Below are 16,702 nucleotides of genomic sequence, written 5' to 3'. Positions count from 1 at the left end.
TTTAATAATTATCATTGTTGTCCGACTAAAAATAGTTCGCTTAAAGAAAACCTTTGCGAACCCTAAGTTTTCAGGGCTTATAAAAAAGAGGGGCTTGCTTTTTGCGATTACTGAAAAATTTTATTTTTTAGAAAGTTATGAATTTAAAAATTACTGTTTATCAATTAGTTACAATCAAGTCTTTGTTCCCTGCCTGCCGGCAGGCAGGTTGGTTCTAACAGCGAAGCGGTCTTGATTCTTTAATCTTGCACTACTAAATAATTATAATGTTTTCACAAAGTCAATACATAATGGAATAAATCTTAATAATTTTACGTTTTAATAAAAACACATACCAGATGAAAACACTTGTTAAAATACTTGTACTTTTTATAACCACAACCTTTTTTGCACAAAACCCAATCGAAAAAACCATTGGAGAATTCAGTGAGTTAAAAGTTTACGATTTAATTGAAGTAGAGCTTATTAAAGCTGATAAAGATAAAATAGTTATAACAGGACGAAATGCTGATGCTGTTTTAGTGAATAATAAAAATGGTACCCTTAAAATTAAAATGAAACTAGAAGAAGCTTTCGATGGTAATAAAACCAAAGTGAAACTTTATTACACTAAACTAGATGTTATAGATGCTAATGAAGGTGCTTATATTCACTCTGAAGAAATCATTAAACAATTTGAAGTTGATTTAAACGCTCAAGAAGGCGGTAAGATTAATGTAAAAATTAATGTAAAGTATGTTAATATAAGAGCCGTTACTGGTGCAGATATTATAACGTCCGGTTTGGCTACACACCAAGATGTTTCCATCTTTACAGGAGGCGATTATGACGGAAAGGATTTAATAACCGAATTTACAGATATTTCTATAAGAATAGCAGGCGAAGCTAGTGTAAATGCAACAAAAAAAGTTACTGCTAAAGTAAGAGCTGGAGGAGATATTTTTATATACGGCAACCCAGAACGTGTAGATGAAAGTAGAGTTTTAGGAGGGCGAATTAAAAGAATGTAAATAATAATTTTAAAATAGATATTCCAAAACCCGTCAAAAAAGGCGGGTTTTCTTTTTTTTATGGAGTGTGAGATTTCCATACAAAAACTATACAAGACCGTTCTTAATAGTTATTTTTATTACCTTAGTGCCCCTACAACTAAACAATTTCTATTTTGAGACCATTTAAATCTATATTTTTCTGGGTACTTTTTTCAACTATATCTTTTGCTCAAGAACGCCCACCTATCGATGGTTTTTCTCCAAAGGATTATGGTGCAGAAACACAGAATTGGTCTATTTCACAATCAAAAGAAAAATATATTTATGTTGCAAATAACAAAGGTTTATTAGAATATAATGGCGCTTCTTGGAAATTGTACCTATCTCCTAACGAAACTATAATACGCTCAGTCAATGTTATTGATAATCGAATCTATACCGGATGCAATAGTGAGTTTGGTTATTGGCAAAAAAACGAATTTGGTTTATTGTTTTATACGTCGTTATCTAAATCTCTAGAAATTGATTTTTTAGAAGATGAAGAATTCTGGAATATTATTAGTATTGATGATTATATATTGTTTCAATCTTTAAAAAGAATATATATATATGACAAAACAAATAACACTTACAATGTTATTGATTCTGAAACCATTATTTATAAAATATTTAAAGTTGATGAAAGTATTTATTTTCAAAAAACAAAAGAAGGGATTTATAAAATTGAAAATGGAAAGCCAAAACTAGTATCTAACCATATAGTTTTAAAGAACAATAGATTAGTTAATATTTTTAGCAAAGGGGGCAAGTTGTTAATAGAAACTGAGAATAATGGATTTTATATTCTAGACAACGGTTCGCTTTCAGAATGGAACATTCCTGCAAATAAAGAACTTTCCGAAATCAGTGTGTTTCGTAGTGTTCAATTAAGAGACGGTAGTTTTATTTTAGGAACCCGATCTAATGGTATTTTGCACTTAACTCAAAATGGTGACATATATTTTAACATAGATATTATTCATGGGCTTAGCAACAACACAGTTCATTGGGTTTTTGAGGATGCTGAAGATAATATATGGCTAGCCTTAGAAAACGGTATTAATTGTGTAAATATTAAATCCCTATTTAGTATTTATAGAGATAATGAGGGTAAAATAGGCACCGTTCGCACCTCTATTGTGTTTAATAACAATTTATATTTAGGTACTAATCAAGGATTATTTTATAAACAGATTGATGCTAAAGAGGACTTTAAATTAATAGAAGGCATACAAGAAGCCGTGTGGAGTTTAAAAGAAATAAACAATACTTTATTTTGCGGTCATGATACAGGAACTTCTATCATTAAATATAATAGAGCTGAAAAAATAAAAGGAATTCAACAAGGAACATGGGACATTAAACCAATTGATAATAGTAAAGATTTACTTTTACAAGGTAACTATAATGGGCTTTACGTTATTCAAAAAATTAATAACAATTGGCTGTTTAGAAATAAAATACAGGGATTTAACCTCTCTAGTAAGTTTTTTGAAATTTATGATAATCATGTTTTTGTTAGTCACGAATACAAAGGTGTTTTTAAAATAAAAATGGATGATGATTTTACAAAAGCAATAGAAATAGAAAAAGATACTGCTATTGGTAAGGAGTTAAATTCAAGTCTAATAAAATATAATAATGATTTATTATTCTCCTATAAAGAAGGGGTGTTTAAATACGATACCATTAAAAAAGAATTTTTAAAAGACACAACTTTAAGTGCTTTATTTTTAAAAGAAGAATACACCTCTGGAAGACTAGTTTATAACAATAAAAACACGAATACGCTTTGGGGTTTTTCTAAAACTAATTTAAATTACTTATCACCCGATAAATTGAGTAGTGTTCCAAAAATTAACAAAATTTCACTTTCTAAATCTTTACCGAAGGGATTAACGGGTTATGAAAACATCTCACATCTAAATAACCGGAGGTATTTAATAGGAACTTCAACGGGGTTTATTATTATAGATTTAGATAAAGTACAAAATAAAAATCGCAACATTGCTATTAACTCTATTACAACAAACAGCATTAATGCAGAAGAAGAAATAGTTAATATAACCCGTAACGGCTTTTTTAAAAATAAACGCAATAATATTGAATTTACATATAGCGTTGCTGAATTTGAAAAATATCTTGATACAGAATACCAATACCAATTAGAGGGCATGTATCCAAAATGGAGTAACTGGTCTGATAGTCCATTAACAACATTTAAAAACCTGCCTCATGGCAATTACGTTTTTAAAGTTAGGGCTAGAGTTGGGAATACAATGACAAAAAACGTAGCATCATATAAGTTTGAGATTCAAAAGCCCTGGTATTTAACACCAACTATGATAGCTGTATATGTGTTTTTAACCTTATTATTTTCTTTCATATTACATAATATGTACAAACGGTATTATAAGCTACAAAGGGAAAAAATAATACAAAAAACAATAAAAGAGTTGGAGTTAAAAGAATTAGAAAACAAACAACAACTCATGAGGTTTAATAATGAAAGTCTGAGACAGGATATTGATAATAAAAACAGGGAACTGGCCATTTCTACAATGAGCTTGATTAAAAAGAATGAATTTTTAAATAGTATTAAAAAGGAGTTGCAAAATGCTGAAGACAATAAAAGCATTAAACAAGTTATTAAAATAATTGATAGAAATTTAAACAATACTGATGATTGGCATGTATTTGAAGAAGCTTTCAATAATGCAGATAAAGATTTCTTAAAGAAAATTAAAAGCATTCATCCAACACTTACTTCTAATGATTTAAGACTCTGTGCTTATTTGAGACTAAATTTATCATCAAAAGAAATAGCGCCACTACTCAACATATCATCAAGAAGTGTTGAGGTAAAACGGTATAGATTACGAAAAAAGATGGATTTAGCTCACGAATCAAGCTTAACAGATTATATTTTAGAAATATAGTGACACAACAAATCTGATTTTTACCTATACAAGACCACAACATTTACAGAAACACTTCTTTTATCGCGTTGTTAAAACCTTAACAAAACCCTGCAAACATTATCACTTTACTAATTTGTATGGCATTTTTTTACGATGTATGTTTTTTGTTTAGGTAAAAAATATGGATTCACCATTATTTACTGCTAATTTTACTTAAACTCAAACAACTAGATTAATATGAAACAAACATTCTTAAAAATTCTAGCACTTTTTTTTGTAGCGTTTACTGGCGCACAAAATATAGATGTTAGTGGAAATGTACAAGACAACACGGGTTTTCCCATTCCAGGTGTAAATGTCATTGTAAAAAACACAAGTAAAGGGGCGGTTACCGATTTTGATGGTAATTTCACTATTACAGGTGTTGACATTGGTGCAACACTTTCTGTGAGTTACATAGGTTATGTAACAAAAGAGATAGTTGTTACCGATAATTCAAATCTAACCATTCAGTTAGAAGAAGACTTAGCGCAACTGGACGAAGTTGTGGTTGTAGGTTATGGAACCCAAAGAAAGAAGGAGGTTACAGGTGCTGTTGCGGTTCTAGGCACTAAGGACATCGAAAAGCTTAACCCGCAACGTGTTGAGCAAGCTCTACAGGGTCAAATAGCTGGTGTTAATGTTACATCTTCTTCAGGGTCTCCTGGAGCTGGATCTAATATTAGAATTCGTGGTATTACAACAAACGGAGATAATAGACCACTCATATTGGTTGATGGTAACGTTATTGAAGATTTGTCTGCAATAAATCCTAATGACATTAAAAGCATGAATGTTTTAAAAGATGCAACTGCTGGTATTTATGGTGTAAGAGGTGCAAATGGAGTTATTTTAATTACCACTAAGACAGGTAGAAAGAATTCAGAATTAAAATTTCAATTTGATTCCTATACTGGTTTCCAAACAACCAGCAATAAAATTGATTTATTAAATCCAACAGATTTTGCAATATATGTTAATGATGCTGCAGATAACACAAGGTTCTTTGTGTACCCACAAAAAGGAACAGATTGGCAAGATGAAGTTTTTAGTACTGCAGCCATATCTAACATGAATTTTAGTGCTAGTGGTGGTACAGAAAAATCTGCTTATACATTTGGTGTATCTTACTTAGACCAATATGGTATTGTTGGTAATGGAAAATCAAAATATAATAGACTTACGGCTAGATTAGGGTATCAATATGATATATTAGAAAATCTAAAATTATCTTCAACATTTTTATTAACAAATTCTAAAAAGAATAACTTACCTGAAGGCGGCAATGGTTCGGTACTTTATAGCGCAGTAAACATAAACCCAGATATGCCGGTTTATGATGAAAACGGAGATTTTTCATTAGCAGAAGACGTTTCACAAACTGAAATTAGAAACCCCTTAGCTGTAATAGCTAATACTTACAACACTACTAAAGTTGATAAATATAGTGGAACTTTAGGTTTGGATTATACCTTTTTAGAGCATTTTACGGTAAGTTCTAAATTTCAAATAAATTATTCAAATGTATTAAACGATGTGTTTGATCCTATAGTAGATTATGGTAATAATTTTAGTAAACAAGGCTCTAGAGAAATAAATGAAGTGCAAGACTTTAGTGATCTTTATACAGATTACACTTGGGACAATTATATTAATTATTCAAACACATTTGGTGAAGATCATGATCTTACCGTTTTATTAGGTACATCCCTATATAGAACTAGAGGTCATTTTTATGGCTATAGAGGAACTCAATTAAAAAATGGTAGTAATTCAGTGTCTGATGCTTTAGCAAACGGTTGGATTGGTGATAGGGTAGAAGGTATTATAACACCTCGTATTTCTGATGCTTCAAAAGCTTTAGGGGGCGATCAATTTGATTCTCGTTTATCTTCAGCTTTTACCAGAATACAATATAGCTACAAAGGAAAATATTTATTCTCTGGTGTGTTACGTAGAGATGTATCTTCAAGATTTTCTCCTGAGAACAATAATAACGTAGGGTACTTCCCTTCTGGTTCTATCGGTTGGAATGTCTCAGATGAAGATTTTATGCAAGATAGTAAATGGATAAACTCTTTAAAGTTTAGAGCGAGTTATGGTATTATTGGTAATGATAGAATTAGCGATTTTGCTTATGTAACATTACTAAATGGAGAGGCCACCATCGATTCTGGCGATCCATCTATTAATGAAGAGGGAGATTTACTTAACGGAGTTGGAGCTGGTAAACTTGGTAATATAGATTTAAAATGGGAAGAACAAGAAACCATTAATATTGGTTTTGATGCTAGGCTGTTTAATAATAAAATCAGCTTCACCGCTGATGCCTTTAAAAAGCAAACAAAAGATTTATTAATTGCACCTCAATCATCTGGTACAACAGGTAGTTCCGCTCCAGGATCGTCTGAACCGTTTATAAATGCTGGAACGGTTGAGAACCGAGGTATTGAATTTAAAATTGGGTACGACGATAACTTTTCAGAGGACTTTAAGTTTAATGCAAGCTTTAATTTTACAGTACTTGAAAATGAAGTAACGTCATTAAATGGTAATTTACCGCCTTTTGGTGGTGAATTTGGTATAGGTATTAGTCAAACGGATATATCTCGTATGGATGTAGGTTTGCCTTTAGGGTATTTCCTTGGTTACAAAACCGATGGGATTTATCAAACACAGGCAGAGATAGATGCCTTAAATGCTAATGCTACTGCTAATGAAGGTGTATATCAGTCTGGTGCTGGTGCAGGAGATTTAAGGTTTGTAGATACAAACGGAAATGGTTATATTGATGATGGTGATAGAACAAATATTGGTGATCCCATACCAGATGTAACGATGGGCTTTAATATGGGGTTCAGTTACAAGAATATAGATTTTAGCGCCAATGCATTTGCTTCTATTGGTAATGACATGGTAAGAGATTACGAGCGTAAAGATTTATTTGCTAATAGAGGAACGTATATGTTAGACAGATGGCAAGGAACAGGAACAAGTAATACCGTTCCAAGAGCTGTTTCTGGAGGATCTATTAATACGGATTTGTTTTCAGATTTTGTTGTAGAAGATGCATCATTTGTTCGCTTGCAAAATATACAACTAGGATACACTCTTAACAAAGATGCCCTAGAAGGGACGGGTATTGATAAGATAAGATTTTATGTTTCAGGTAATAATTTATTTACCATTACAGATTATAAGGGGTTCGACCCATCTGCAGCTTCCGGTGGTCCAATTGGAAATGGAATAGATAAAGGGTTTTATCCAATAGCATCAACTTATTTGTTAGGTGTTAATTTAAATTTTTAAAAAAAAGTTATGAAAAAAATTAAAACATTAAAGTATTTACTTATGGTACTGCTTGTTGCTTTTTCATCATGTGATGATTTTGTAGAAGTGGACCCTATAGGACCAGATTCAGCTGCTTTTTTTAATTCAGAAGAAGAATATGAAGCAGCACTTGTTGGAGCCTATGATTTATTACAAGCTACCTTTTGGAATAATACGGTTGCTGTTGCTGCTTCAGACGATTTTGGAGCTGGAGGAGATGCATTTAATTTCGATCAACCCGTATTGCAAAATGTAAACCTAATGATTCAGAGCCCTTCTGATGAAGAACAATTAAGAAGTGTTTGGCAATTAATGTACGCGGGACTTAATCGTGTAAATTATTTATTAGAGAATAAAGACAAGTTAGAATTTTCTGGTAAAGAAGCCATTCTTGCGCAAGCCTATTTTTTAAGAGCCTATTACACCTTTGAGCTAGCTAAGTTTTTTGGTAACATACCATTAAAGATTGAAGAGCGCGGTGGCGTAAATAGAATTGCAGACATACAAATTTTGGCTGGAGATCAATTTTCTTTAGAAAGAGCAGGAAGTAAATCTGCAGTTTTTGGTCTTATACAAGAAGATTTAAAAGAAGCTATTCCTAATTTACCAATAACACAAGACATGGCTTATAAAGCAACCAAAGGAGCGGCTCAAGCGTTATTAGGTAAAGCATATTTATACGATGGTAAATTTAGTGATGCCGCAATTGTATTAAATCAAGTAATATCGAGTAACCAATACAGTTTAGTTACAGGTGACGATTATACCTCACTTTTTGAAACAAGTGGAGAGAATGGTCCAGAGTCTGTGTTTGAAATCCAATACACAAACGTCGAAGGTGCAGGTTGGGATTGTCTTCAGTGTAGCGAAGGCTCATACTTTGTTCAGTTTAACGGACCAAGGGCTCCATTTGATGACCCTGTTTATGCGTCAGGATGGGGGTTCTTCCTTCCGTCTCAAGTACTTTATGATAGTTTTGATGCTAATGATTTAAGGAGAGATGTTACCATTTTTGATTTAAGAGAGTTAAGTGCTTTAGAGGACAATTCTAAATATTCAGCACCTAGAGAAGATACCGGATTCTATAACCTTAAATACATGCCTAGAAAGAGTGATAAAATAGGAAATGCTAGTACAGCAGAACTTGTTCATCAAAATAATTATAGAGCTATTCGTTATGCAGATGTATTATTAATGGCCGCTGAGGCAGAAGCCCAAAGTAGCGGCCCGAACGCAGAAGACTATTTAAACCTTGTGCGTGAACGCGCGTATGGCAATAGAAGTAATGATTATTCTTCAACTGAAGGCATGCTTTTAGATGCAATTTTTAGCGAACGTCGTAAAGAATTAGCTGGCGAAGGTCATAGATTCTTTGATCTTGTTAGAACAGGAAGGGCAAAAGCGGCATTTGATGATTACAATGCCACCAAACCAGATGGTTTTGTAGCCATAGATTATAGAGAAAACAAAAATGAAGTATTTCCTATTCCGCTAGTGGAGCTAGAATTAGCAAAAGCAGAGGAAAGATGGGGCCAAAACCCAGGGTATAATAATTAATAACGCTAAACTAAAAAATAAAAAAAATGAATAATATATTTAAAAAAGGATTTTACATTTTAGCAGTGCTTTTTTTAAGCTTTGCAACCTCTTGTAATGATGACGACGCTGAAATCACTGAGATTTCAGGCTTAGATTTTGTAATAGCAACTTTAAACGTTGAAGGCACTGAAATAGGAGTGGTTCCAACAACTGTAAATAGTAATAATAGAATCGTATATTCAGTAGATTTTGGTGCAACGCCAGATGTTGATACCGATAATTTTGCTACTAGCGGACCTATGGTAACTTTTGATTATCCAAACGAAGATGGAACATATACTATCACTGTTACAGCTTCCCTTCAAGGCGCAAACGATGTTTCTATTACTAAAGACATTACTATAAAAGAGTACATTGCTCCAGTAATACCTACGGGACCAAGTAGTCCAATTGTTGGTACTTGGAGGTTAGCTCCAGAAGCTGGAGCATTTGGAGTTGGACCTGAAAAAGATAATGTGTCTTGGTTTTCTAGTTCTGCAGAAGATGTAGCTACTAGAGCATGTTTATTTGATGATGAATATATTTTTACTGAAGATGGATTCCAAAACGTATTAGGTGCTGATACATGGGTAGAAGCATGGCAAGGAACCGATCCAGAAGGGTGTGCAGCACCAGTATTTCCGCATGATGGTACTGCCGATGCAACGTATATATACAATGCTGCAGCAGGAACTTTAACCATTAACGGTAAAGGTGCGTTCTTAGGCTTGGCAAAAGCTGTTAATGGAGGTGAGCTATCTGCAACACCACCAGCGGCGGTTCCTGATTCTATAACTTATATTGTAGTTATTAATGGAAATACAATGGACTTGGATATTGAAATTGCTGGGGGAGGATATTGGTCTTTTAAATTAGTAAAAGATGCACCACCAACAATTGTAGGTACGTGGAAATTAGTACCTGAGGCCGGAGCATTTGGAGTTGGACCTGAAAAAGATAATGTATCTTGGTTTTCTAGTTCTTCAGAAGATGTTACGACTAGAGCGTGTTTGTTTGATGATGAGTATGTTTTTAATGAAGATGGTACATTCCAAAATGTTCTGGGTGTTGATTCCTGGATAGAGGCATGGCAAGGGACAGACCCAGAAGGTTGTGCTGCACCTGTATTTCCTCATGACGGTACAGCTTCTGCTACGTATACATATAATGAAGGCGCAGGAACTATAACCATTAACGGTAAAGGCGCATTTTTAGGCTTAGCTAAAGCTGTAAATGGAGGAGAATTATCTGCAACACCTCCAGCAGCGGTCCCTGATTCTATTACTTATATAGCAGCGCTTAATGGAGATATATTGGAGTTAGATATTGAAATTGCTGGTGGCGGATACTGGTCATTTAAGCTTGCTAAACAATAAATAAATAAGCTAATATTAATATTTAAGGTCGGAGATTTACATCTCCGACCTTTTTTGGTTTTAAAATTTTTAAAGTAAATTACTTTAGTGTTTATAGTTATTCTTTTTGTACATAAAAAAAACTTAGAATAGAACTTATAAACCACACAGATATAGCACATTACGGCTTTTTCGTTATGTAGACCTCACAGGTTTTCAAAACCTGTGAGGTCTTTGTAATCCTGAAAATTGTATAGTTTATTTCTCAAAATTAAGTTTTGTCATATACTAAAGTTCCTCTTATAAAAAACATAACTATATAAACAACAAGTATGCTCTATTAAAGGCGTATGGATGTTATTACAATTGTTTAATAGAATGTTAAGCAAGCGGCATGAGTCTCTTAGTTTTGTTTAGTTGTGGCTAATTCTTAAAGTCTATAATTGTTACTTGGCATTGTTTGGCCTAAAGTTAACAAAGGCTAATAATACATAAATCGGCTTCGTTATAACAAGCCTATGTACTATACACAAATAAAATATAACTAAATTTTTTGATCAGAAGGAGGATACGTAATTTTATTAATTAATGTATTTAAGTGTTATAAATAATTATATTATAATAACAATTTAGCAATTTTTTGGTTTTCATAATACAATGTAAATAATATTACAGACTTAAAAAAAACAATAACATAATAAATTAACGTATTCCTTTTTATACAATAAAACAAATTGCTGCCTTAAACAAAACGTTTTTGGATATTTTTAACAGCTTTTGAAACACAACACCTCTGTTTTTTACCTATACAACACCCAAACATTGATAGAGTTGAGTTCTAAGTTTCAGCCACTTTAAGAAAAAAAATACGGTCATAAGTCTAGCAAATAATGGAATTCTTTAGGAAAACAGGCAGGTTTGTTACGTTTTGTATGTTTTTTGTTGAGGTACATCTCATGAATTCATAAGTATATTTAGCTAAATTTATTAAAATCTATTTGCCCCACCCAGAGTATATATTGGAAATCATATAAACTATTCATTTTTTAGTATATATCCATAAATAAAATAACGTATAACTAAACGGTTTCTTAATATTTCTAATGACTAACTTAAATTAAATAAACTATGAAAAACAATTTTCTAAGATTAGTACTTTTTTTATTCACCACAACTTTGTTTGCTCAGGAGAGCAAAGTATCTGTTTTGAATAACGAAGAGGGCATGAAATTAGTTGTCGATGGTAAAGACTTTATGATTAATGGTATGAATTGGGATTATTTTCCAATAGGCACCAATTATTCTTACAGTTTATGGACCCAACCCGACGATCTCATTAAATCTGCATTAGATGCTGAAATGGGGCTGTTAAAAAATATGGGAGTTAATGCCATAAGAATGTATACTGGTGTGCAACCAAAATGGATTAAATACATCTATGAGAATTATGGTATTTATACCATGCTTAACCATTCATTTGGACGTTACGGGCTTACTATTAACGGAGCATGGACGCCTGTTACAGATTATAGAGACCCTGCAACACAAGAGTTGCTAATGTCTGAGGTCACTAAAATAGCTGAAGACTATAAAAACACACCTGGATTATTAATGTTCCTGTTAGGAAACGAAAACAACTATGGTCTTTTTTGGGCAGGAGCAGAAACCGAAGATTTTCCAGATGAAGAAGATAAAAAAAGGGAAGTGGGCGAAAAACGCGGAAGACCCATGTATAAACTTATGAATGATGCTGCATTAAAAATCAAAAGCATAGATGCATCTCACCCCGTTGCTATATGTAATGGAGATGTATTATTTATAGATATTATAGCAGAAGAATGTAAAGACGTTGACATCTTTGGGGTAAATATGTATCGTGGCGTTACATTTACGGATGCTTTTGATGTTGTAAAAGAGAAATTAAATAAACCTATAATGTTAACCGAGTTTGGTGCTGATGCATTTAACGCCATTGAGAATCAAGAAGACCAAAAGTCTCAAGCATTCTATGATGTTAACAATTGGAAAGATATATATCAAAATGCAGCAGGTTTAGGAAAAGCACAAAATGCTATTGGAGGGTTTACCTTTCAATTTAGTGATGGCTGGTGGAAATTTGGCCAAACTAAAAATTTAGATGTGCATGACACTAATGCCTCATGGTCTAATGGTGGGTATTATCTTGATACAAAGGATGGAAGCAATAATATGAACGAAGAGTGGTTTGGTATTTGTGCAAAAGGCCCAACCAATGCAAGAGGAACTTATACCCTTTATCCACGTGCCGCATATTATGCTTTAAAAGATGTTCATCAATTAAACCCTTATGATGAAGGTGTTGATGCTGATTTTGTTGAAAATCATTTTAATAATATTCAGTTAATGGGTGCTGTTTTAAAAGCTAGAGGAGATAAAGCGGCTTTAGGAGGTAGCGAAAAAATTAAAATTAGTAATTTAAGAGCTGAGTTTACAACTTTTAATACGGGTGGCAATTTTATCATTACACCTGAGAATAATAATCCAGATGATGAAGTTTATCCAGACCAACTAGGATTCGATAATATGGAATCTTATTTCATTGGTGTAGAAGGACATCCTACTGCAAATATGAGTGCCAATGTTAATTTTAACATTCTTGGAAATGTAGCAACAAACCCTATTGATGAAATTTTCTATGAGAACAGAGGGCGCGCTACTCAAGTAAAGAACGCAAATGGAGATGAAGTCATAACCATTACTGACCCAAATCGGGTGCAAATTTACAATGCTGAATTTGAATGGAAAGGTAAGGCTGCAGATGTAAGAGGGTTTTATAGAACCGGGCATTACCACTGGGGCGATGAAGGTGATTTCTTTGGTTTATATCGAGAAGCAAATTACGGTCCAAACTTAGATATCTATCAAGGAGAAATATTTGGTTTTGAAATTGATGGTAAAGGTGCTTTAAATGGTTTAAAAGCTGCTTTTGGCCCACAATTATGGTGGGGAGCAAATCCAGCAGTATTACTAAAATATACCACTAAAGTAGGGCATTGGGATGTTACTGGAGTTTATCAAGAAGATATTGATAACCTCGCAGAAGGCGTATCTTCAATAGCTATACCAATTCCTAAAACACGAAATGTTACACTTCACCTTAAAAGAAAATTCGGGCCAGTAAGTTTCGAAATGGGAGGTATTTGGGGCGGACAACCCTTAAACGGAAGAACATTTCAAGTCGCGGAAGGAGCGTCTGGAAATTACACCATTCTTGATGATAAAGTTAACTCAGATGACAATTGGGGCGCTAAAGCTAAAATTATGTTTCAAAAAGGCCCTTTTAATTGGTATGCACTTGGAGCCTCTACAGGCTTAGTTGCTAATGGCGGTTCAGATCAAACAAAAACGTTTACAGGTTGGAAACTAAAAGATAATGGTAGCGGAAACCAGAATAGCATTTTAACGGGTTTTACATATACTATTGGCGATTTTCAAATTGCGCCTAACTTCTTATGGCAAGAACCTCTTGTTGACGCCATGCCAGGTGATCTTGGTGTTAACAGCGTTGGAAGATTGAGAAACATAGAGGATGATCCATTTGTAGTAAGAGCGAATAGAAAAACAACCGCAGGTGAATTATTGCTTACTTACGACCCAACACCCGGGTCTTGGTATTATGAGTGGGATAACGACAGAGCTGAAGACGCCAAATTTGCTATGAACCTGGGTTTTGTTTTTCGGCGTTTACCAACTACAATGGATGCAGCTATTGGGTTTTTAGGCAATCGTCAATCTTTTGCTTTTAGCGGTTCAGCACCAGCTGAAGATTTATGGGAGGCACACTCTAGAATTGTGTCTAAAATATCTCCAGAGTTCGGTTTTATTGCTAATCTTTTTGCTGGTAATGCACAAGCAAATGGTAGCGATTCCAGATTAATTGAACGTTATGGTGGCGATGTGCGTATGATTTATAATAAAATTAAAGTAACAGCACAAGCTAAGTTTAATGACTGGGGACCTTTTGATTACCAACGTGATTTTAACTTAACGTTTCCAGCACAATTAATGTTAGATGTATCTACTACTGTGGGTAAACCAGATTGGTTTGTTTTACCAGATACTAAAATTGGTATTCGCGGTACTTGGCGTTCTCTAGACCAATATTCAGGACGTTACAACCCAACTCAAACTATTGATGCAGCGGGCAATTCCGTGCCAGATCCAAAAGCTATTGGTTTTGATAATGGTAACGAATGGGAAATAAGAACTTATGTACATATCAATATTGGAAAATAAAATATAGAAAATGAAAAATATAAAAAATAATTACACAAAAACATTAGGCTTGTTAAGCATTGTTTTTATTACAGTATTAAGCTGTGAAAGAGATATTTCAGATGAAGCAGTTCCAGCTTCATTTCCTAGCACATCAGAAGTTTTTCTTGATGGCTTTAGTGGAGGCATGCAGTATCAAGCATTTGGAGACATTTTTAATTTTGAAGTAGATAATGATGTGACTTATAAAGGAATAGCTTCTATGAGGTTTGCTGTTCCTGCTGAAGGCGAAACAGGTAGTTTTGCTGGCGGTAATTTCTTTACAGGAGGTGCTAATCCTGATGGTTCTACTTTCTATGCAGGCGCACGTGATTTATCTGGGTTCGATGCTTTAACATTTTGGGCTAAATCTTCTATGCCAGCAGAAATTGATGAAGTTGGTTTTGGTTTAAATCCTGATCAAGGCGATGTATTCCGAGTGTCGCTAAAAAATTTAGCGGTTAACACCAATTGGAAAAAGTATTATATTCCTATTCCTGACGCTTCAAAAGTAACTGCAGAACAAGGCTTATTCTATTATTTTGAAGGTCCTGAGAACGGTATTGGTTATACCTTTTGGATAGACGAATTACAGTTTGAAAAATTGGGTACAATTGCTCATGGTCAGCCTTTAATTTTAAATGGGAATGATGAAACTACTACTGGATTTACCACTGTTGAAATACCACTTACAGGTGTAGGCGCCTCATTTAACCTTCCTAATGGTATTAATCAAACTATTGGTTTAACGCCAGCGTATTTTACATTTAGCTCATCTGATGATTCTGTTGCCTCTGTTAGCGATGAAGGTATTGCAACTGTTAATTCTGCAGGAACAGCCATTATAACAGCATCTTTAGGAGAGTTTGAAGCTCAAGGTTCTCTAACTATAGAGTCAGCCGGAGGTTTCTTATTTGCTCCAACGCCCACTCAAAATGAGGCCGATGTTATTTCTCTTTTTAGTAACGCGTATACCAATGTACCTGGTTATGTTAATAACTTATTCTGGGAGCCCTTTCAAGAAACTTTAACTGCCGACTTTACCATTGCAGGTGATGATATTATAAATTATATTGAGTTTAATTTTGTTGGAAACCAACTTACTAATGGGCTTTTGGACGCTTCAGAAAAATCGACTTTTCATTTTGATGTGTTTATCCCTGGAGATGTCGCTGGTGCACAATTAAAAGTTGGTTTGAGAGATTTTGGTGCTGATGGCGCAGAAGGAGGTGGTGATGATTTTGAAATCCCTATGATTATTACCTCATTTACAGCAGGGGCATGGAATAGTTTCGATATGCCATTAGGTTCTGCCAATAGAGCTAATCTTGGATTTATTGTCTGGGAAGATAATGGCAGCACACTAAATAATCTCTATATAGATAACATCTATTTTTATTAATAAAAAAAAAGAAAATATGTTAAATCAATTTATTATAAAATCACAAAAAGCAATTAGTAACATGAACTTATTAAAAGGTGTTTTGCTTATCGTTCTACTGGTTTCATTTTCGAGCTGTGATGAGAATGATGATGGTCCAAAAGGCACGACATGGCAATTAGTATGGTCGGATGAATTTAATGATGCAGGAGCGCTAGATGAAGCCAATTGGACTTACGACCTTGGTGCAGGTGGTTGGGGTAATAATGAGTTACAGAACTATACCAGTGATGCTGAAAACGTTATTGTTGAAGATGGGTTACTTAAAATAATTGCTATGGAAAGCTTAACGTCGGCACGGGTAAAAACCCAAGGCTTATTTAGTCAAACTTATGGACGTTTTGAAGCTAGGATAAAAACACCTTATGGCCCAGGAATATGGCCTGCATTTTGGCTTTTAGGAGATCGTGTTGAAACTGTTGGATGGCCACAATCTGGTGAAATTGATATTATGGAGATGAAAGGGCAGCAACCAAATATAATATATGGAAGTTTACATGCACCCGGCAATTTTGGTTCAGGAGGAATTACTAAAAGTTTTAGTTTTCAAAATGATAGATTTGATGCCGATTTTCACCTTTTCGCTGTGGAATGGGGTGTTGATTATATAGATTATTATGTTGATGATACCTTATATCAGCGTATCACACCTAGCGATGTAGAAGAATGGGTGTTTAATGAACCTTTTCATATTATTCTAAATGTGGCTATTGG

General features: G+C 33.9%; 9 protein-coding genes. All 9 read left to right on the top strand.

Translation table 11 applies throughout. The features are described from left to right. Window positions 1-235, top strand: a 235-nt coding sequence (locus AAC024_RS13765) for a hypothetical protein (protein WP_339896065.1), incomplete at its 5' end; no start/stop codon positions are given. A gap of 103 nt (window positions 236-338) precedes the next feature. After that, window positions 339-1,010: a head GIN domain-containing protein gene (locus AAC024_RS13760; RefSeq protein ID WP_339896064.1), complete on the top strand. Its 672-nt coding sequence runs from the start codon at window positions 339-341 to the stop codon at window positions 1,008-1,010. Between the two features lie 155 nt (window positions 1,011-1,165). Next, complete coding sequence (locus AAC024_RS13755; RefSeq protein WP_339896063.1) at window positions 1,166-3,970, top strand: triple tyrosine motif-containing protein; 2,805 nt, start codon at window positions 1,166-1,168, stop codon at window positions 3,968-3,970. 219 nt (window positions 3,971-4,189) lie between these two features. Next, window positions 4,190-7,300 (top strand): TonB-dependent receptor, encoded by a 3,111-nt coding sequence (locus AAC024_RS13750; RefSeq protein WP_339896062.1) that lies wholly within the window; start codon window positions 4,190-4,192, stop codon window positions 7,298-7,300. Between the two features lie 9 nt (window positions 7,301-7,309). Then, window positions 7,310-8,878, top strand: a complete 1,569-nt coding sequence (locus AAC024_RS13745; protein WP_339896061.1) for a RagB/SusD family nutrient uptake outer membrane protein — start codon at window positions 7,310-7,312, stop codon at window positions 8,876-8,878. Between the two features lie 26 nt (window positions 8,879-8,904). After that, window positions 8,905-10,275 carry a hypothetical protein gene (locus AAC024_RS13740; RefSeq protein ID WP_339896060.1) on the top strand — a complete coding sequence of 457 codons (1,371 nt, stop codon included), beginning with the start codon at window positions 8,905-8,907 and terminating at the stop codon, window positions 10,273-10,275. Between the two features lie 1,107 nt (window positions 10,276-11,382). Further along, on the top strand, window positions 11,383-14,529 hold the full coding sequence (locus AAC024_RS13735; protein WP_339896059.1) for a glycoside hydrolase family 2 TIM barrel-domain containing protein: 3,147 nt from the start codon (window positions 11,383-11,385) through the stop codon (window positions 14,527-14,529). A 10-nt stretch (window positions 14,530-14,539) separates the two neighbouring features. Beyond that, window positions 14,540-15,949 carry a glycosyl hydrolase family 16 gene (locus tag AAC024_RS13730; RefSeq protein ID WP_339896058.1) on the top strand — a complete coding sequence of 470 codons (1,410 nt, stop codon included), beginning with the start codon at window positions 14,540-14,542 and terminating at the stop codon, window positions 15,947-15,949. Between the two features lie 16 nt (window positions 15,950-15,965). Further along, window positions 15,966-16,702, top strand: a 737-nt coding sequence (locus AAC024_RS13725) for a glycoside hydrolase family 16 protein (RefSeq protein ID WP_339896057.1), incomplete at its 3' end; no start/stop codon positions are given.

It is taken from the genome of uncultured Algibacter sp., from assembly GCF_963976535.1.
Taxonomy (GTDB): domain Bacteria; phylum Bacteroidota; class Bacteroidia; order Flavobacteriales; family Flavobacteriaceae; genus Algibacter_B.
This window is presented reverse-complemented; position numbering and strand designations above follow the sequence as displayed.